Source organism: Pacificimonas flava, assembly GCF_000342165.1.
Classification (GTDB): domain Bacteria; phylum Pseudomonadota; class Alphaproteobacteria; order Sphingomonadales; family Sphingomonadaceae; genus Pacificimonas; species Pacificimonas flava.
On record NZ_AMRV01000003.1, the window covers coordinates 102,859 to 121,479 of the forward strand.

Here is an 18,621-nt window from a genome sequence, read left to right on the forward strand (position 1 = left end):
GGCGAGGCGCGCCGGGGCGGAGCGGCTGCGGTGGCGAGGACGGTGTTCCATGTTTCGCCGGCGGCCTCGCCGTGTGATGGGCCCCTGCCTTCGCAGGGGCGACGGTTGTTTTACGGTAATCTTATCTCCTTTCGTCACCCCTGCGGAGGCAGGGGTCCAATGCCGATGATCTTGGCGCAACAGGTTGGGCCGGGCGGCGCTGGTCTCTTGTGCCGGACCGCCGGAACCGCCCGGGAGCCCGGTAGCGAGGATATCAGCGGGCGCTGCGCTTGCCATGCATGGGTTCGCAGTGCTGAAGCGGAGGCATGACGAGTTCCGATGCCGCGCCCGCCTCCGACCACTCTGCGCTTAACGAGACTGCGCCCGCAGGCCCCGCATCCGCCGGCGAGGCCGCGTGGCAGTTCTGGGTCGACCGGGGCGGCACCTTTACGGACATCGTCGCGAGGGCGCCGGACGGGTCGCTGACGACGGCAAAGCTGCTGTCCGAAAACCCGGAGCACTATGAAGACGCTGCCGTCGCCGGCATCTACCGGCTGACCGGCACACAGGGGGGCGCCCAATTGCCGCCGCTGGCGGTGCGGATGGGAACGACGGTGGCGACGAACGCGCTGCTGGAGCGCAAGGGAGAGCCGGTGCTGCTGGTCGTGACGCGCGGCTTTGGCGATGCGCTGTCCATCGGACATCAGGCGCGGCCCGACCTGTTCGCCAAGGGGATCGAGAAGCCCGCCCCCCTTTATGAAGAGGTGCTGGAGGTGGACGAGCGCGTCCGCGCGGACGGGACCGTCGAACCGCCGCTGGACGAGGACGCCGCGCGCGCGGGGCTTCAGGCCGCCTATGACAAGGGTCTGCGCGCCGCCGCGATCCTGTGCATGCACGGCTATGCGTACAATGAACACGAGGCGCGGCTGGCCCAGATCGCTCGGGACATCGGCTTCACGCAGGTGTCGGCAAGCCATGAGGTGAATGCCCTCATAAAGCTGATCGGGCGGGGCGATACGGCGGTCGTCGACGCCTATCTGTCGCCTGTGCTGCGCCGCTATGTGGACAAGGTCACGGCGGCGCTGTCGGGCACGGCGCCGCTGTTCATGCAGTCGTCGGGCGGCCTGACGCTGGGCGCTCGGCTGCGCGGCAAGGACGCTATCCTGTCCGGCCCGGCGGGCGGCATCGTCGGCATGGCGAAGACGGGCGAAGCGGCCGGTTTCGACCGCATCATCGGCTTCGACATGGGCGGCACGTCGACGGACGTGTCCCATTATGCCGGGGATTACGAACTGACGAACGAGGCGGAGGTCGCCGGCGCGCGCATCCGGGCGCCGATGATGGCGATCCACACGGTGGCGGCGGGCGGCGGCAGCATCTGCCGGTTCGACGGCGCGCGGTTCCTGGTCGGGCCGGAAAGCGCGGGCGCGGTGCCGGGGCCGGCAAGCTATCGCCGCGGCGGGCCGCTGACGGTGACCGACTGCAACGTCGTTCTGGGCAAGATCCAGCCCGCGCATTTTCCGTCCGTTTTCGGACCGGACGCGGACGAACCGCTGGACCCGGACGCCGCCCTCGCCCGCATCGAGGAGGTGCGCGCGGCCGTGAAGGCGGAGACGGGACGCGGCATGAGCGCGGCGGAGATCGCCGCCGGTTTCCTGGACATCGCCGCGCAGAGCATGGCGAACGCGATCAAGAAGATTTCCGTCGCCAGGGGCCGCGACGTCACGCGCTATACGCTGGCCAGCTTCGGCGGCGCGGGCGGGCAGCACGCCTGTCTGGTCGCCGACGCGCTGGGCATAGGCCGGGTGATGGTGCACCCGTTTGCCGGCGTCCTCAGCGCCTATGGCATGGGTCTGGCCGACCGCCGCGCCACGCGGGAGCGGACGCTGCGCACCGCATTCGACGACGAGAGCGGCATGCGCGGTGCGGCGGACGCGCTTGCCCAGGATGCGCTGCGAGAGCTGGGCGCGCCCCATGCCGGCGAGGCGGCGCCCGTCACCACCGCACAGGCGTTTCTGCGCTATGAGGGGACGGAGCATGCCATCGCCGTGCCGCACGGCAGCGCGGCGGACATGCGAAAGGCATTCGAGGAGCGGCACCGCGAGGCGTTCGGCTTCGTCGGCGATGCACCGCTGATCGCGGAGATGATACGAGTCGAGGCGCGGGCAGACAGCGGTGCGGAGGCCATGGCCGGAACATCCGGGGCGGGACAACCGGAGCCGGCGATCGAGACGGCCGCGACCTTCATCGGCGGCGAGGAAACGGCGACCCCCATCCACCGCCGCGCGGACATGCGGAGCGGGCACGCCGTGTCCGGGCCGGCGCTGATCATCGATCCGGGCTCCACCACCGTCGTCGAGCGCGGCTGGCAGGCAGCGTTGGATGCAGGCGCCAACCTGATCCTGACGCGTAGCGCGGCGCGGACGGACGCCGCCATCGGCACCGCGCTCGACCCCGTGCGGCTGGAAATCTTCAACGGGCTGTTCATGTCGATCGCTGAGGAGATGGGCGCGGCGCTGCAACATTCGGCAAGCAGCGTGAACATTCGCGAGCGGCTGGATTTTTCCTGTGCGCTGTTCGACGCCGACGGGGCGCTGGTCGCCAATGCGCCGCACATGCCCGTCCATCTGGGCTCCATGGGCGAAAGCGTGAAGACGATCCTGCGCGCGCGGGGGGATGGCACGGGCGGCGGCGCTGACGGGCGCGGCATCCGGCCGGGCGACGTCTATGCGCTGAACGATCCCTATGCGGGCGGCACGCATCTGCCGGACATCACCGTCATCATGCCGGTGTTCCTGCCGGACGACATGGCCGCCCCGGCCTGGTGGGTCGCCGCGCGCGGGCACCATGCCGATGTCGGCGGCACCAGCCCCGGCTCCATGCCGCCGGATTCCTCGCGCATCGAGGAAGAAGGCGTGCTGTTCGCCAACGAACTGATCGTGGAGGCGGACCGGTTCCAGGAGGAGCGCGTGCGCGCCATCCTGGAAAGCGGCCCCTACCCGGCCCGCCTGCCCGCGCAGAACATCGCCGATCTGAAGGCGCAGGTCGCGGCCTGCGCGCGCGGCGGCAAGCAGCTTCTGGCGGCGGCGCGGCAGTACGGCGCCGATGTCGTCACAGCCTATATGCAGCATGTTCAGGACAATGCGGAGGGTGCGGTCCGGCGTCTGCTCAAGACGCTGCCGGGCGGCACGCTGTCCTACGAACTCGACAATGGCGCGGTCGTCGCCGTGCGGGTGACCGTGGATGCGGAGGCGGGCGGCGCGCATGTCGATTTTACCGGCACCAGCGCGCAACTGGACAGCAATTTCAACGCGCCCTTTGCCGTGACGCGCGCGGCGGTCCTTTACGTCATGCGCGTTCTGGTCGACGAGGACATTCCGATGAACGACGGCTGCCTGCGCCCCGTCACCATCACCGCGCCCGAGGGCTCGATGCTGAACCCGCGCGCCCCGGCCGCCGTCGTCGCCGGCAATGTGGAAACCAGCCAGGTGGTCTGCGACGTGCTGTTCGGCGCGCTCGGCGCGATGGCGGCGGCGCAGGGGACGATGAACAATTTCACCTTCGGTGACGGCGAGCGGCAATATTACGAGACCATCGCCGGCGGCGCCGGCGCGGGGCCGGGTTTTGCCGGCGCCGACGCCGTGCAGACGCACATGACCAACAGCCGGCTGACCGACCCCGAGGTGCTGGAAAGCCGTTATCCGGTGCTGCTGGAGGCCTTTACGCTGAGGCGCGGGTCGGGCGGAGCCGGCGCGCGGAGAGGCGGCGACGGCGCGGTGCGGCGGCTGCGCTTCCTGGCGCCGATGCGCGCGAATCTGCTGGCGAACCGGCGCCGGGTGGCGCCCTTCGGGCTGCAGGGCGGCGCGGACGGTGCGCCGGGCCTGACCCGCATCGAGCGGGCCGGCGGGACCGTCGAAACGCACGGCGCCACCATCAGCGCCGACATGGCGCCGGGGGATGTCTTCGTCATCGAGACGCCGGGCGGCGGCGGCTACGGCAAGGGCTGAGCACCGGCCCAGCGGGATTCATGCCCGCGCGGAGGGATGGGCCCCTGCCTGCGCAGGGGCGACGGGGTGTTGAAGGGTGCTTCCGGCGAGAATCCATGGCGTTGGATGCTGGGGTGGCTGACCCCTCCCCCGGACTCGTCATTCCTGCGAAGGCAGGAATCCACCACGCGCAGCGTCCGAGGGGCAAACTGATAGCCGGCCGCCTGGGCCCCTGCCTGCGCAGGGGCGACGGGTGTTGGAACGTGTGCGTTAGGGGGCGGCCGTAGTAATGGATGGTGGGGTGGCTGACCTTTCCGCCCCGCTCGTCATTCCTGCGAAGGCAGGAATCCACCGCCATGCCGCAGGGCGCCCGGCGGAGCGGGCGGCGCCTGCGGCGGTGGGGCCTGTCCTTTACTCCTCGCCCAGATCGGCGGCGGTAAGGCCGGTGCGGCTTTCCAGCGCGGCGGCGTTGGCGCTGCGCACGGCTTCCGGCGCGGCGATCAGGCCGCGTTCGCGCAGGATGCCATCGGGGCCCGTCGCCTGATCGTCGATATATTCCGCGACGAAGGTCTCCAGCGCAGGCTTCGCATTCATATGCTCGCCCTTGACGTAGATATAGAGCGGGCGGGCGGCGATGTAGTCGCCCGATGCGATATTCTCATATTCGGGCGCGACGCCGTTCAGCGCCACGGGCTCGATCTTATCGAGATTCTCCTCAAGGTAGGAGTAGCCGAAGATGCCGACCGCGTTCGGGTTCGTCGTCAGCTTCTGCACGATCAGATTGTCATTTTCGCCGGCCTCTACGAAGGCGCCGTCCTCGCGCAGGCGCTCGCAGCGCGCCTTGAACGCGTCCTCGTCCGTCTCCTCCAGCTCGGCGACCTCGGGAACCTCCTTGCAGCCGGCGGTCATGACAAGCTCGTTGAAGGCGTCGCGCGTGCCAGAGGTCGGCGGCGGGCCCAGCACCTCGATCCGGTGGTCCGGCAGGGAAGGATCGATGTCGGACCAGTTCGTGGCCGTATTGGGGCTGCCATCCGGATTGGTGGCGGCAAGCGCGCGGTAGATCTGCTCCGCCGTCAGCGACATCGGCTCCGCATCGCGCGACTGGGCGAAGACGATGCCGTCGAGACCGACCTGAATTTCCAGGATCTGCTCGACGCCGTTCTGGTTGCACATCTCGATCTCGCTGGCCTTGATGCGGCGCGAAGCGTTCGCGATGTCGGGATAGTCGAGGCCGACGCCGCCGCAGAACAGCTTGATGCCGCCGCCCGTGCCGGTCGATTCGACGATGGGCGCAGAGGCGCCCGGATGGTTGCGCGTGAAGGTTTCCGCTATGGCCGTCGTAAACGGATAGACGGTGGAGGATCCGACGATGCGAAGGGCCGGGCCCGACACGCCCTCGGCCGTGCCGCCAGCGGGTGTGCCGCCGTCTCCGCACGCCGCGAGCGTGAGCGGGAGGGCGATACCAGCAGCGGCGAAAAAAGCGAATTTGCGCATGGGTTCTATCTCTGCTTGCTTTAGGATGGAGTTCGGCAGGCGGCCCCCTGCCCAGAGTTTATGGCCGTTTCGTTACAAGACGCAATTTTGCGTCAAAAATTCACAAAAGCGCCGCACAAGTGCCACAAATCTGAAACGTCGCGTCAATAGCGGCGGCGCTGAACCGAACCAAAGACGGATCAGGCAAGACATGAAATCCATCATTGCAGCCGGCACGCTCGCGCTGCTGGCGGCCGGCCCGGGCATGGCCGCGTCTCCGCTTGCGGACATTCCCTATGACGGCGCGCCGCGCTTCGAGGCCGGCGACTGGTCGATCAAGCCGCGCGGACGGCTGCTCTATGATTATGGCTATATCGAGCGTCCGGACGGGGTCGTGGCCCAGGATCTGGGCTGGGTCGGCGAATTTCGCGCGGCGCGGCTGGGCGTGGAGATCGGCGCGCCGGCCGGCCTGTCCGCCAAGGTGGAAGTCGACTTCGCGGACAATTACCCGATCTTCGCGGAGGCCGCCGTCTATTATCAGGCCACGGACAATCTGGGCTTTACGCTGGGACACCACAAGAATTTCAACACGATGGAGGAGATGAACAGCTCGCTGGACATTTCCTTCCTGGAACGCGCGGCGTTTACGGATGCGTTCGATTTCCAGCGGCGGGTCGGCGCGTCGGTCAACTGGAAGAGCGAGCATGTGATTGCCGATGCGGGCCTGTTCACGCAGAACCTCGATTCGTTCGAGGAGCAGCGCGATACGCAGCTGAGCTATGACGCGCGGGTGGTGCTGAAGGACGAACGTCCGGGCGCACTCGATCATATCGGCGCCAGCGTGCATCATCTGGAATTCAAGCGCGATCCCGGCCAGACGACCCGCTACCGCGAGCGGCCGCAATTCCACGCCACCGACGCCCGCTTCCTGTCGACGCCGCGCTTCGTCGCCGACCGCGAAAGCGGGCTGGGCCTTGAGGCGGCCGCCGTGCGCGGACCGCTGCATGTGACGGGCGAGGCCTATTGGCTGCAGACCGGCAATGATGTGGGCGATCCCGAGCCGGGCTTCTTCGGCGCCTTTATCGAGGCGGGCTATTTCCTGACCGGCGAGCAGCGCGGCTATCGCGACGGCTATTTCCGTTCAACGAAGCCGCTGCGTCCGCTGGGCCGCGGCGGGTTCGGCGCGGTACAGGTGAATGCGCGCTACGATCATCTCGACCTGTCGGACGGCAGCATTCGCGGCGGCACGCAGGATGCCTATCTGGTATCGCTGTCCTGGCTGCCGACGGCACGCACACGGTTCCTGGTCGACGCCGGCATCATAGACTATGACGATGCCGCACTGCCCGCCGCGGGCGGCGACCGTGACTATTCGGTCGGCACTGTTGCCATGCGTGCACAGTTCGACTTTTGAGCATGGAGCCATGCCGCAGTTCCGGCGCGTTTCACCGTCTCGACAAACCCGCTTTACACCTGTAACATAAATGTCATGAACACACTCCGGCTCGGCGGCGCTCACATCGTGAGCGGCTTCGATGAAGACATTGCAACCCTGTTCGGCCAGTTCGACGAGATGCGGACCGTGGCAAGCCGCATGCTGGGCGATGCCATGACGGCGCTGTGCACCAAGGACGAGGTGCTGGCGGACGAGGTGGTAAAGCGCGATCGCACCGTCGATGAGTTGCAGGTCCAGCTGGAAAGCGGCGTGGTGCGCGTGCTGGCCCGCCGGTCCCCGGTCGCGGAGGATCTGCGTACCATCATCACGCTGATCAAGGCCGCCTCCATCCTGGAGCGCATCGGCGACCATGCCAAGAACATCGCCAAGCGGGTTCGGTCGATAGACATCGAGGGGCTGACCGGTGAAATCGCGCATGTCGAGCGCATGGCCACCATCGCCCGCAAGCAGATCGAACTGGGCGTGCGCGCACTGATGGAGCGCGATGCGGCCATTGCGGACGAGGTCGACGCGCTGGACGACGAGCTCGACGACGCCTTCGACGACCTGACCGCCATGATGGTGCGGCGCATGTCGGAAGAATCGATGGACGCCTATGCGAGCACGCACATCCTGTTCATCGGCAAGCAAATCGAGCGCTCCGGGGATCACGGCGTGAACATTGCCCGTGCCGCTCGCTATATCGCCACCGGCGAACATCCGCGCGACCAAGTCGACAAGCGGACGCTGGTGGACGCCTGAGGCTGGGGGAGCCTCGGGAAACAGGGACGCCGCGCGTAGAAATCGTCGGGGGACGATGGCGAGAGCCGATTTCTGCGCGCGGCGGTTCCTTCTCTTTCGGACAGAGATGAGAACGGCGCCGGTGGGGCGCTGCGATGGATGCGGGACGTCCTCCGGTCGGACGCCGGCGGATGCCATGCGGTTTCGTGTTCCACCCCCTGTAAGGGTCCGGCTCGCGCGCCGCGCCGTGGCGAACCGCGTACTTATGGCATGGACCCCGGCCTTCGCCGGGAGCAAGGCCCTTTACGGGGCGGTGTTTCATCAGGCGGCGTTTTGAGCGAGAGTGTTTTTAACGGTCCGGTGCCTGGGTAAGCGCCGCTTGAATCGCAGCCGTTTTCGGGCGCGACCTTTCCGCGGCGGAAACGACAAGGCCGATTCAGGGGCGGAATTAGCGTCAGGGTCTCTGCGCCGCCTTCGCCCGGCCCGGCAGACGGCGAAAACGCGGCCGGTTTCGCGTCAGGCGGCCTTGCCGAGATGTTCGGCGCGGTAGCGGGTTCGGAGCGAAACCTTGTCGATCTTGCCGGAGCCGAGTTTCGGCAGCGGTTCCTTCACGATCCAGATGCGCTCGGGAATCTTGAACTTCGCCAAATCCTCGGTGAGGAACTGGAGGAGCGATTCCCGTTCGACCTGTTCCCCCGGCTTCAGATAGACGACGGCGCCGACGATCTCTCCCATGCGCTCATCGGGCAGGCCGACAACGCTCGCCTCCGCAACGGCCGGATGGGCATAGATGGCCGCCTCGACCTCCTGCGCGGCGATATTCTCACCGCCGCGGATGATAATGTCCTTCTTGCGGTCGACGATGAACACATAGCCGTCATCGTCCAGATAGCCGATGTCGCCCGTGTGGAACCATCCGTCCGGGGAAAAGCTTTCCAGCGTCGCCTGCGGGTTGCGCCAATAGCCGCGCACATTGGCGGCCGAGCGGATGCAGACCTCCCCGCGCTCCCCGGCGGGCATGTTCGACCCGTCCTCGTCCTTGATGCCGATTTCCACCATGGGTTTGGACGCGCGGCCCGTCGAGTTCGGCTTTGCGAGGTAATTGTCGCGGATATTGCCGGCGCCGACGCCGTTCGTTTCCGTTAGGCCGTAGCCGATGGCCGGGCGCGCGGCGAACGCATCCGTCAGCCGCTTCACATGCTCTGCCGGGCGCGGCGCGCCGCCGGCTGCGATGTCGAGGAGCGTGGAGGTGTCGTACTTGTCGCGGTCGGGATGCTGCAGCAGTTCAAGGCTCATGGTCGGCACGCCAACGAAATAGGTCGCGCGCTCCTTTTCAATGAGGCGCAGCGCCTCCGTCGGATCCCATTTGTACATGATGACCAGCTTGCGGCCGATGGCGATGGAAATGAGGAGAACGGGCACCGACCCGGTAATGTGGAAGAGCGGCACGTTGAGGAGCATGACCTGCTGTTCCGGCAGTTTCGTGCCCTCCTTCTCCGCCAGCGCGAGCATGGCGAGGCCGGAGGCGAGATAGTTCATGGCGCCGTGGAGGAGGCCGCCATGGGTGGAGACCGCCCCCTTCGGATTGCCCGTGGAACCCGACGTGTACATCAGGGTGACATCGTCATCCTGGCCCAGCGGATGGACGTACCACATCTCCCTTGGGCTGGCGGCGAGCATGTCCTTTAGCGGGCGGGCGCCGTTTTCGCTGCACACGCTGGCCGAGGTCCGGACGCAGATTTTCGGGATGGTCAGCCCCTCGATCCGGCTGATGCGGCGCAGGCGCTCCTCGTCGGCGATGACGAGCGACGTGCCGGAATGCGTCAGCCCGTATTCCAGCTCCTCCGTGGTCCACCAGGCATTCAGCGGAACGGCGACGGCACCCAGATAGATGATGCCGACATAGGCGCTGATCCATTCGGGATAATTGCGCATGGCGATGGCGACGCGGTCGCCCTTGGCGATGCCATATTCATGCTGCAGCGCCGACGCGATGTGCTTCGCCTCCTCGAAAATCTCGCCAAAGGTGCGGCGCTCATCCTCGTAGACGGTGAATTCGCGCGCTGCCTGCGCGCCGAAGAACAGGTCGAAATATTCGCGCATGGAGGGGGGCGCGTTCTCGAAGACCGGCATCTCAGCGCCGCGAACCGTACCCTGCTTCACCGCGAACTGCGTGCCGGGCTGGGTCAGATTGGCAATTTCCGCATCGAAGGCCTTGTCGAGATCGGTGAGCATGAAACGGACGTTCCTCCCCAGGAATGCAAGATGATGCGAATCGCGGCCTCTTTTGTAGGAGGGCCGTGCAAAAGCGGCAAACGGCGAAACAGACAGGTTTCCGCCGCAATCCGCGCCTTTTCACGCGGCGCCGGGGCGCACCCCCTTGCCCTGACGCCGCTGCGCCCGCAAAAGCCCGGTGCAAACGAGCGCGAGGCCCAGGCGCCGTCCCGGCCCGCCCGCGCCCCGAGGAGACGCCCCGCCCCATGACCGTGCTGCCAGACCTCATGACCGCCCTGATCGCGCCGCTGTCCCGCGGCGCCCTGCTGCCCGGGGCATCGGTGCTGATCGACTATCCGCAAATCGACCCCGTATGGTTCACGATTCCAACCCCCTTCGAGGGCTTCTCCATTCCCATACGGTGGTACAGCCTGGCCTATATCGGCGGCATCGTCCTCGGCTGGTGGTACATATTGAGGCTGGTGGCGCAGCCGGGATCGCCGCTGGCCCGCCGCCACGCCGACGACCTCGTCACCTGGGTGACGCTGGGCATCATCATCGGCGGGCGGCTGGCCTATGTCATCTTCTATGACGGCGGCGAGTTCTTCGGCCCGCAAGGCAGCCTCGCTAATGTGTTTCGGGTGTGGGAGGGCGGCATGTCCTTCCATGGCGGCGCGGCGGGCGTCGCCATCGCCATCATCGCCTACGGCTTGTCCCAGAAGCTCGACTGGCTTCGCATGGCCGACTATGTCGCGTGCGTCGTTCCCATCGGCCTGTTTCTGGGCCGCTGCGCGAACTTCATCAACGGCGAGCTCTGGGGCCGGCCCACGGACGTGCCATGGGCGATGATCTTTCCCAGCGACCCCATGGGCGTGCCGCGCCACCCAAGCCAGCTCTATGAGGCCGCGCTGGAGGGCCTCGTGCTGTTCGCCATCCTGGCCTACATGTTCTGGCGCACGCGCGCGCGGCTGATGCCGGGCATGCTGACGGGCGCGTTCCTGCTGGGTTACGGCCTGTTCCGGTTCGCGGTCGAGTTCGTGCGCACGCCGGATGCACAGCTCGGCACGCTCGACTGGGGCCTGACCATGGGCCAGACGCTGTGCCTGCCCATGATCGCCGGCGGCCTGTACCTGATCGCGACGGCACCCGGCCGGCACGCCCGGCGGGACATCGCCGCGGCGTGAGCTTCGCGGAGACCCTGATGGCGGAGATTGCCGCGGCGGGCGGCATCAGCGTGCACGACTATATGCAGCGTTCGAACGCGCATTATTATGCGACGCGCGATCCGCTGGGCGCGGCGGGCGATTTCACCACGGCGCCGGAAATCAGCCAGATGTTCGGCGAACTGATCGGCGCCTGGGCGGCCGATTTGTGGCTGCGCGCCGGAACGCCGACGCCGCTGCGCCTCGTCGAGCTGGGACCGGGGCGCGGCACGCTGATGCGCGACCTGCTTCGCGCGGCCGGGCAAGTGCCGGGCTTTGCCGAGGCAGCCGAGGTGCACATGGTGGAAACCAGCCCCGTGCTTCGCCGGGCACAGGCGGCGGCGGTGCCAAGCGCGGTGCATCACGATGGCATCGCCGACGTGCCGACCGGCGCGCCGACGCTGTTCATCGCCAACGAGTTTCTGGACGCCCTGCCCGTGCAGCAGCAGGTGGAGACGGCGGCGGGCTGGCAGGAACGGATGGTGATGGCGCAGGAGGGCGGCACGCTCGCCTTTACCCCCGCGGGGGATCGCATCCGGGAAAGGGCCTGCGCGGCCGAGGCGCTGGTCGGCGAGGTGGCCGCACGCCTGGCGGCGGATGGCGGCGCGGCGCTGTTCATCGACTATGGCTATGCCGGAGGCGAGGAGGGCGACACGCTGCAGGCGGTGCGCGCACATGAGACCGTGGACCCGCTCGCCTGTCCGGGGGAGGCCGACGTGACGGTGCATGTCGATTTCGCCGCTGTCGCGCGCGCCGCCGAACTGGCGGGCTGCCGCGCGCACGGGCCCGTCAGTCAGGTCGCGTTCCTCAGCAGCCTGGGCCTGGGGCTGCGGGCCGAAACGCTGATGCGCGGCAAGGACGAAGCGGCGCGGACGGCCGTGGCGGAGGCGGCGCGGCGGCTGAGCGCGCCGGATGCGATGGGTGCGCTGTTCAAGGTTCTGGGGATTGCCGCGCCGGACTGGCCCGCGCCGGGCGGCCTGCCGGAGGAGTCGCAGTGACCGACTGGACGATCCGGCGGCCGGGCGAGGCCGACCTCGATGCGCTGACCGCGCTTGGGCGGCGCACCTTTACGGAAACCTTTGGCCATCTTTACCGGCCGGAGGATCTGTCCGCCTTTCTGGAGCAGAGTTTCGGGGCGGACGGTTTGCCGGCGGAATTCCGCGATCCCGCCTTTCGCTTTCGCGTGGTCGATGCCGGCGGCGTGCTGGCGGGCTTTGCGAAGACGGGACCATCCTATTTGCCGGTTCCAGACGACGGCCGAAAGAAGATCGAGCTGCGCCAGCTTTACGTGCTGAAGGACTGGCACGGCACCGGCGCGGCGCAGGCGCTGATGGACTGGGCGCTGGAGGTGGCGCGCAGCGGCGATCATGACGACATGTATCTGAGCGTCTATTCGGAGAATGTCCGCGCCCAGCGCTTCTATGCCCGCTATGGGTTCGAGGAGGTGGGCAAAGTCGTCTTCATGGTCGGCGATCAGGCCGACGACGACCGGCTGTGGCGGCTGCGGCTGCGCTGAGCCCCTAGAGATCGAGGCCGAGCTGCGTCGCGGCGGCACGCGGCGCGGCCTCGCCCCGCCCGGTCAGGCCGGAAAGCGTCAGGCCGAGAAGGCGCACGCCCTTCGGCACGGGAAGTTCGCGCTCCAGAAGGTCGTGGCCGATGCGCGTGAACATGCCCCTGTCGCTGACGGGTGTTTCGAAGGACCGCGCGCGCGTGATCTGCTGGAAATCCGCGAACTTGATTTTCAGGGTGACGGTGCGGCCGGCGGCCCCCGCGCGGTCGATCCTCTCCCACACCGCCTCGATCACCGGCTCCAGCGCGGCGAGGAGATCGGCGCGGGTTCGGAAATCCTCTGAGAAGGTCCGCTCCGCGCCGATCGACTTGCGCACCCGGCTGGCGCGCACGGGCCTGTGATCGATGCCGCGCGCAGCGCCGTAATAATAATCGGCGGAGCGGCCGAAATTCCCCTGCAGCCACTCCCGGCTTTTCGCCGCGAGGTCCGCGCCGGTGCGGATGCCGAAGCGTTCCATCTTCGCCGCCGTCACCGGGCCGACGCCGTGGAAGCGCTTGACCGGCAGGCCGGCGACGAACGCCGCGCCCTCGTGCGGGCGAATGACGCACAGGCCGTCGGGCTTGTTCTGGTCGCTGGCCAGCTTTGCCAGGAACTTGTTGTAGCTGACGCCGGCGGACGCGGTCAGCCGTGTGGTGCTGAGGATTTCGGCGCGAATCTCACGCGCGATCTCCGTCGCCGGACGGCCGGAGGCGGTGACGTCGAGATACGCCTCGTCGAGACTGAGCGGTTCGATCAGGTCCGTGTGGCGTGCGAAGATTTCCCGGATCTGCTGCGATACCGATCGGTAGACGTCGAAACGGGACTTTACGAAGATGAGGTCCGGGCAAAGGCGCTGGGCGGTAACCGAGGGCATGGCGGAGCGGACGCCGAAGACGCGCGCCTCGTAACTGGCCGCCGCGACGACGCCGCGCGCTTTCGATCCGCCGACCGCGACGGGCTTGCCGCGCAGGTCCGGATTGTCCCGCTGCTCAACGCTGGCGAAGAAGGCGTCCATGTCGACATGGATGATCTTGCGCTGGGGGGCGTCGGGGGCGGTCATGGCCGGGTGGGTATAGCAGTGCGGGGCGAGGAACGCGCGGGGGTGTGCGTGTTCTGACCAGTTGCGCGGGGCGACCCTCCCCCGGCCCCTCCCTTTCCAGGGAGGGGAGAAGATACGTGCGCTCCCCTCGCAAGCGAGAGGAGAAAAAGTGCGTTCCCCTCCCTGGCGAGGGAGAGGTTAGGGGAGGGTCGCGCCCTGCCCTAGATCTTGTTCAGTTCCACGTCGGATTCGCGCGGCGTGATGGCGCGCAGGTCCTCCAGCTTGCGCTTGAAGGCGGCGAGGTCGCTGCCTGCGAGTTCCAGGCCGGTGGGCAGATCCTGACCGCGCGGATCGACGGCGCGGCCGTTCACATGCACCTCGTAATGAAGGTGCGGCCCGGTCGACAGCCCGGTGGTGCCGACGAAGCCGACCTTCTCGCCCTGTTTTACGCTCGCGCCGGAGCGGATGCCGGAGGCGAAGCCCTTCATATGGCTGTAGCTGGTGACGATGCCGTTATTGTGGCGGATGCGCACCTGATTGCCGTAACCGCCATTGCGGCCCGCGAAGATCACCGTGCCGGGCGCGGTGGCCTGAATGGCCGTACCGGACCACGCGGCATAGTCCAGCCCCTTGTGCATGCGGCTGGATTTCAGGATCGGATGCCGGCGCAGGCCGAATCCGGACGACAGGCGCGCGCCCGGAACGGGCGTCGTCGAGAAGCCTTCCTTGATGCTGCGGCCGTCGGGAAGGAAGTAGTTCGCCTCTCCATCGACCTCCCACCGCGCGATCTCGAGGTCCTTTCCGTTCCCCTCGACGCGGGCATAGAGAAGATCGCCCGTCTGCTCCTCGCCCGTTTCCGCCACCTTGTGCTCGACGACGATGTCGTAGCGGTCGGATGCGTAGACATTGCGCTGGAAGTTGAGACGCGGGCTCATCGCGCGGATGAAATTGGCGACGACGCGGCTGGAGACGCCGTTGGCGCGCGCGGACTTGTACAGGCTGTCGCCCACCATTCCGCTGATGCGCAGCGGCGTTTCGTCGATCCGGATCGGCACCGGCCGGGCGCGAAGTTCACCGTCCTTGCCGCGGACGAGGTCGAGGCGCAGATCGAAGGCGGCGCGGAAGCTGAGTTCCTCCAGCGGGCGCGGCTTTCCCTTTCCGGGACGGCGTCCAAGCACGAGGGCGAATTCGGTGCCGGGTTGCAGCGCCGCGATGTCGATGTGCGGCGCAATCAGATCCGCGGCAGCGGCGGAATCGGTGTTGCTGACCCCCGCACGGCGAAGCGCGGCGCCGAAGCTGTCGATTTCCCGCAGCTCGGCCACCAATTCGAGGCGCGGCCGCTCCGGCGCCTCCGCAAGCGGCTGCACGAGCGCGGTCGGCGCGGCCGCCGGACCCATATGACCGCCCTGCGACAGGGGCGCGATCGAGACGCTATCGAGGGCGGCGAACTGTTGGTCGTCGAGCGCCGGCGCGGCAAAGACCGGCAATTTCGCGGGGGAGAGGGCGACCCAGCCGAGGACGGCGGTCATGGCGGTCAGGCTGCCGAGGCCGCGCCACCATGCGGCGGTCCCGATATCGCTGCCAAGATCGACGACGAAGCCCTTCGGCGCGGCAGCGGCCCGGGCGCCCCCCCCGCCTGCCGACCCGGCGGAGGCAAGGGCCAGAAAGGGAACCTTGCCGCCGGGCGCGGCCGACCATGAGCGCGTCGCCGTGCGCACAGCATCCGCCAGCCTGTCCGTTGCCGATGAAAGAATCGCGTTGATCGTCACTGTGTCTGCAGACCCCGAAAATTTCCTGCCCGACACCCGGCCATGCGAACCAAAGCCCAACATGCCGGATTACTTCGAGATTCTGGATTGTTGCGCGAAACGGTTAAAGTCAATTGAACGATTTGCACGATCGGCGATCCTTGCGGTGAAGCGCAGGATGGAGGCGGTGAGCCGAGGGGCCGCCCCGCCCGGCCGGCGACGTGCGGCGCTGACGCGGGCGAAGGGCCGCAAGAATCCGTCGATCCGGCCGTCCAGCGAAAGGTTCCGCTCATTTTTGGCGCCGAGGCGCGGCCGTATCGGCGTCACCGCGTACCAGGTCCGCGCATTCCGTTTGCAAGGCGGCGCACAGGCTGGCAGTCAGGACAGCATGTCCAGCGCCAGGCTGACGGCCGTCCTCGGCCCCACCAATACCGGCAAGACGCATTTGGCGGTGACGCGCATGTGCGGCCATGCCAGCGGCATGATGGGCTTTCCGCTGCGACTGCTGGCCCGGGAAGTCTATGACCGGGTGGTGGCGATCAAAGGTGCGCCGCAAGTCGCCCTCGTCACCGGCGAGGAGAAGATCGTGCCGGAGGGCGCGCGCTACTGGCTGTGCACCGCCGAGGCGATGCCCGCGGACCTGCACCCCGAATTTCTGGCGCTCGACGAGATCCAGCTGGCGGCGGACCCGGAGCGCGGACATGTCTTCACCGACCGCCTGCTGCACAGACGCGGGACCGCAGAGACCATGCTGCTGGGCGCCGCGACGATGGCGCCGCTGATCCGGCGGCTGCTGCCGGACGCCTATATCGAGGAGCGGCCGCGCTTTTCGACGCTGAGCTATGCCGGCCCCAAGAAGCTGTCGCGCCTGCCGCGCCGCGCCGCGCTGATCGCCTTCAGCGCCGACGAGGTGTACGGCCTCGCCGAAATGCTGCGTCGGCAGAAGGGCGGCGCGGCGGTGGTCATGGGCGCGCTGAGCCCGCGTACGCGCAACGCGCAGGTGGAGCTCTATCAATCGGGTGAGGTCGACTATCTGGTCGCCACCGACGCGATCGGCATGGGCCTGAACATGGACATCGACCATGTCGCCTTTGCCGCCCTGTCGAAATTCGACGGCCAGCGCCAACGGCGGCTGATGCCGGCCGAACTGGGGCAGATCGCCGGGCGCGCAGGCCGCTACCAACGCGACGGCACGTTCGGAACCCTGGTGTTCGGGGAAGAAGGCGGGCCGGTCCTCACCCCCGAGGAGATCGCCGCCGTCGAGGGGCATGAGTTCCAGAGCGTACGGAAGCTGGTGTGGCGCAATGCGCGCCTCGACTGGGGCAGCGTGCCGCGCCTGATCGCCTCGCTGGAGGAGACATCCGGCCGCGACGAGCTGCAGCGCACGCGCCGCGCGACGGACGAGGCCGTGCTGAAGGCGCTCGCTGCCGATCCGATTATTGCGGGGCGCGCGGACACGCCGGACCGTATTCGCCTGCTGTGGGATGTCGCCAGCCTGCCCGATTACAGGAAGACGGGTCCGCAGGCGCATGCGCGCCTTGCCGGCCGCATCTACACGCACCGGACCGAAGGGGCGGGCACGCTGCCCAAGGAGTGGGTCGCCGCCGAACTGGCGCGGCTCGACGATACGCAAGGGGGGATTGAGGCGATTTCCGGCCGCATCGCCGCCGCCCGCACCTGGACCTATATCTCGCAGCGGCAAGACTGGTTGGCGGACCGCGAGGAATGGGCGGGCCGCGCCCGCGCGCTGGAGGACAAGCTGTCGGATGCGCTGCACGAGCGGCTGACGCAGCGCTTCGTCGACAGGCGCACCTCCCTTCTGATGCGCGATCTGGCCGGCAACGCGATGCAATTGCCGGTCGAGATCGAGGCAGGCGGCGAGGTGGTGGTCGGCGGGCAGGCGATCGGCACGCTGACCGGCTTTCGCTTTCGCGCCGATCCCGCCGCGCGGGCTGGCGAGAAGAAGCGTCTGATCGCGGCGGCCGAACGCCACCTGCCGCGCGAATATGCGCAGCGGGTCGCGTCGCTGTCGAAGGCCCCCGACGCGGAGTTCGAACTGACGCTTTCGGGCACCCTGCCCGCCCGCATCCTGTGGCGCGGCGCGCGCGTGGCGCGGCTGACCCCCGGGCGCGACGCCCTCTCCCCCGCCCTAACGCTCGACCGCGCGCTCGGCGGGCTGGAGCCGCATGAGCGGGAACGCGTCGGCGCGCGCCTCGGGGAATGGCTGGCCTCGCAGATCGAGGGCAGGCTAAAGCCGCTCGCCACGATCGCGGACGCCGCCGGCCGGGACGATGTCAGCGCCGCCTCTCGCGGCCTGTCGGTGCAGCTTATGGGCGCGCTCGGCGTGCTGGCGCGCGGCGATGCCGCCGCCCTGCTGGCCACGATGGAGGACGCGGACCGCCGGCTGTTGCGGCGCGCGGGCGTCGTCATCGGCGTCACGCACCTGTTCGTGCCCGCGCTGCTGCGGCCGGAGCCGACGCGCTGGCGCCTGGCGCTCTGGGCGCTCGCCCGGGGGCTCGATCGCCTGCCGGACCTGCCGCCGCCCGGTCTGACCTCCGTCCCGGCGGAGGGAGGCGTGCCGCCGGGCTTCTACGAAACGGCGGGCTTTGGCGTGTTCGGCGGGCGCGCCGTGCGACTCGACATGGTGGAACGGCTGGCGCAGGCGATGCACAAGGCCCGGAAGGGCGGCGCGCCCTTCGTGCCCGACGCCAACTGGCAGCACATGCTCGGCCTCGGCACCGAGGATTTCGCGCAGCTGATGCGCGGGCTCGGCTATCGCAGCGCGAAAGTGGGCGAAGCGTCTGGCTTTGCATGGAAGGGACGCGGCCGTCCGCGCGGGCGGGCCGAACGGGCGCCGCGTGTCAATCCGGACTCCCCCTTCGCCGCCCTCGCGCAGTTGACACGGCGGGGAGAGAGCCGCTGAGCGCGCCCGAGGATGGCGCGAACGGAGATGCGCAGCGCATCGACAAATTCCTTTGGTTCGCGCGCCTGACCAAAACCCGCAGCGAGGCGCAGGCACTTGCGGCCAGTCGGCGGCTGCGCATCGACGGGCGGGTCATCGAGCGGGCGAGCGCGCTGGTGCGACCCGGAAACGTCGTCGCCTTCACCCGTGCAGGCGCCGTGCGCATCGTCCGGGTCGAGGCGCTGGCACAGCGGCGCGGGCCGTTCGCAAGCGCCCGCCTCCTCTATTCCGACCTTTCGGAGCATTGACGGCTGCGCCGCACGGTGTTTACGGGAACCCAACCGTTACCATCC

12 protein-coding genes are annotated in these 18,621 nt (G+C 68.3%); 8 read left to right on the forward strand and 4 right to left on the reverse strand.

Annotation, left to right across the window (positions count from 1 at the left end; all coding sequences use genetic code 11):
- Positions 1-305: 305 nt before the first annotated feature.
- The gene (locus C725_RS05640) at positions 306-3,986 is read left to right on the forward strand and encodes a hydantoinase B/oxoprolinase family protein (RefSeq protein WP_008600825.1); all 3,681 of its coding nucleotides are present in this window, start codon (positions 306-308) and stop codon (positions 3,984-3,986) included.
- Positions 3,987-4,376: 390 nt separating this feature from the next.
- Here the strand turns inward: C725_RS05640 and C725_RS05645 are convergent, their stop codons facing one another.
- Positions 4,377-5,459 carry a substrate-binding domain-containing protein gene (locus C725_RS05645; protein ID WP_008600826.1) on the reverse strand — a complete coding sequence of 361 codons (1,083 nt, stop codon included), beginning with the start codon at positions 5,457-5,459 and terminating at the stop codon, positions 4,377-4,379.
- A 190-nt stretch (positions 5,460-5,649) separates the two neighbouring features.
- Between C725_RS05645 and C725_RS05650 the strand changes: the two genes are divergently transcribed.
- Positions 5,650-6,852: an OprO/OprP family phosphate-selective porin gene (locus tag C725_RS05650; protein ID WP_008600827.1), complete on the forward strand. Its 1,203-nt coding sequence runs from the start codon at positions 5,650-5,652 to the stop codon at positions 6,850-6,852.
- Positions 6,853-6,927: 75 nt separating this feature from the next.
- Positions 6,928-7,635, forward strand: a complete 708-nt coding sequence (gene phoU / locus C725_RS05655) for a phosphate signaling complex protein PhoU (RefSeq protein WP_038281894.1) — start codon at positions 6,928-6,930, stop codon at positions 7,633-7,635.
- Positions 7,636-8,130: 495 nt separating this feature from the next.
- Here the strand turns inward: phoU and C725_RS05660 are convergent, their stop codons facing one another.
- Complete coding sequence (locus tag C725_RS05660; RefSeq protein ID WP_008600831.1) at positions 8,131-9,849, reverse strand: class I adenylate-forming enzyme family protein; 1,719 nt, start codon at positions 9,847-9,849, stop codon at positions 8,131-8,133.
- Positions 9,850-10,094: 245 nt separating this feature from the next.
- Here C725_RS05660 and lgt point away from each other — a divergent pair, with 245 nt between their 5' ends.
- Genes lgt through C725_RS05675 form a run of 3 tightly spaced genes read left to right on the forward strand, consistent with a single transcriptional unit; the run spans position 10,095 to position 12,546 of the window.
- Positions 10,095-11,012, forward strand: coding sequence for a prolipoprotein diacylglyceryl transferase (gene lgt, locus C725_RS05665; RefSeq protein ID WP_008600833.1), 918 nt, complete (start codon positions 10,095-10,097; stop codon positions 11,010-11,012).
- Positions 11,009-12,028, forward strand: a complete 1,020-nt coding sequence (locus tag C725_RS05670) for a class I SAM-dependent methyltransferase (RefSeq protein ID WP_008600836.1) — start codon at positions 11,009-11,011, stop codon at positions 12,026-12,028. The genes lgt and C725_RS05670 overlap by 4 nt, the downstream gene beginning before the upstream one ends.
- Positions 12,025-12,546: a GNAT family N-acetyltransferase gene (locus C725_RS05675; RefSeq protein WP_008600838.1), complete on the forward strand. Its 522-nt coding sequence runs from the start codon at positions 12,025-12,027 to the stop codon at positions 12,544-12,546. Before C725_RS05670 ends, C725_RS05675 begins: the two co-directional genes overlap by 4 nt.
- A 4-nt stretch (positions 12,547-12,550) precedes the next feature.
- Here C725_RS05675 and dinB read toward each other — a convergent pair whose 3' ends face one another.
- Both dinB and C725_RS05685 read right to left on the reverse strand, forming a co-directional pair.
- The gene (gene dinB, locus C725_RS05680) at positions 12,551-13,639 is read right to left on the reverse strand and encodes a DNA polymerase IV (RefSeq protein ID WP_008600839.1); all 1,089 of its coding nucleotides are present in this window, start codon (positions 13,637-13,639) and stop codon (positions 12,551-12,553) included.
- 200 nt (positions 13,640-13,839) lie between these two features.
- The gene (locus C725_RS05685) at positions 13,840-15,387 is read right to left on the reverse strand and encodes a M23 family metallopeptidase (RefSeq protein WP_008600841.1); all 1,548 of its coding nucleotides are present in this window, start codon (positions 15,385-15,387) and stop codon (positions 13,840-13,842) included.
- Positions 15,388-15,754: 367 nt separating this feature from the next.
- On the opposite strand from C725_RS05685, the gene C725_RS05690 reads away from it, so the two are divergent.
- Positions 15,755-18,289: a helicase-related protein gene (locus C725_RS05690; RefSeq protein ID WP_038282123.1), complete on the forward strand. Its 2,535-nt coding sequence runs from the start codon at positions 15,755-15,757 to the stop codon at positions 18,287-18,289.
- Positions 18,178-18,576 carry a S4 domain-containing protein gene (locus C725_RS05695; RefSeq protein ID WP_078056188.1) on the forward strand — a complete coding sequence of 133 codons (399 nt, stop codon included), beginning with the start codon at positions 18,178-18,180 and terminating at the stop codon, positions 18,574-18,576. Before C725_RS05690 ends, C725_RS05695 begins: the two co-directional genes overlap by 112 nt.
- Positions 18,577-18,621: the final 45 nt, after the last annotated feature.

Coding starts and splice junctions, on each gene's coding strand:
- C725_RS05695 (WP_078056188.1), top strand. CDS start 18,178: ATGGAAGGGACGCGGCCGTCCGCGCGGGCGGGCCGAACGGGCGCCGCG.
- C725_RS05660 (WP_008600831.1), bottom strand. CDS start 9,849: ATGCTCACCGATCTCGACAAGGCCTTCGATGCGGAAATTGCCAATCTG.
- C725_RS05650 (WP_008600827.1), top strand. CDS start 5,650: ATGAAATCCATCATTGCAGCCGGCACGCTCGCGCTGCTGGCGGCCGGC.
- phoU (WP_038281894.1), top strand. CDS start 6,928: ATGAACACACTCCGGCTCGGCGGCGCTCACATCGTGAGCGGCTTCGAT.
- C725_RS05690 (WP_038282123.1), top strand. CDS start 15,755: ATGTCCAGCGCCAGGCTGACGGCCGTCCTCGGCCCCACCAATACCGGC.
- dinB (WP_008600839.1), bottom strand. CDS start 13,639: ATGACCGCCCCCGACGCCCCCCAGCGCAAGATCATCCATGTCGACATG.
- lgt (WP_008600833.1), top strand. CDS start 10,095: ATGACCGTGCTGCCAGACCTCATGACCGCCCTGATCGCGCCGCTGTCC.
- C725_RS05640 (WP_008600825.1), top strand. CDS start 306: ATGACGAGTTCCGATGCCGCGCCCGCCTCCGACCACTCTGCGCTTAAC.
- C725_RS05645 (WP_008600826.1), bottom strand. CDS start 5,459: ATGCGCAAATTCGCTTTTTTCGCCGCTGCTGGTATCGCCCTCCCGCTC.